The sequence below is a fragment of the Salinimicrobium oceani genome (assembly GCF_012037645.1).
This window is the reverse complement of the sequence record NZ_JAAVJR010000715.1, coordinates 1-431: the sequence shown is the minus strand read 5'-3', so window position 1 is coordinate 431 and position 431 is coordinate 1. Positions and strand designations below refer to the sequence as shown.

The 431-nt window shown below is 36.0% G+C and carries 1 protein-coding gene; it reads left to right on the top strand.

The window, feature by feature from the left end:
* Positions 1–258: 258 nt before the first annotated feature.
* A partial coding sequence (locus HC175_RS19030) for an ATP-binding cassette domain-containing protein (RefSeq protein ID WP_168139743.1) occupies positions 259–431 on the top strand: 173 nt, incomplete at its 3' end.

The window sequence follows — 431 nt, the reverse complement described above, 5'->3', positions numbered from 1 at the left end:
TATAACTATTGATTTAATTATACGGCACTCCCGATCTTATCTCTTGAATAGAAATAAAAGTAATACCAGGCGTTCCAGATAAATAAATTGCTCATTGTCTTCTCTGTGAATGGCTAATGTAGAATATATTTTTAGAAATCGATATTTTTTTCTCAAAAATTCACGAGAACGATTTCGCTAAAAATGGTATCTCTTGAGTTCTACTCCCAAAATTTCCTCCTTTTGAAAAAGTTGATTTACTTTTGAAAAAAAGCTGCTATGTCTATTCAGGTAAATAAGATCTCGAAATTCTATGGGGAACAAAAGGCTTTAGATGAGGTCTCCTTTTCCATTCAAAAAGGGGAAATTGTAGGATTCCTTGGCCCGAATGGCGCCGGAAAGTCCACCCTCATGAAGATCCTTACCGGCTATTTGCAACCATCTTCGGGAGA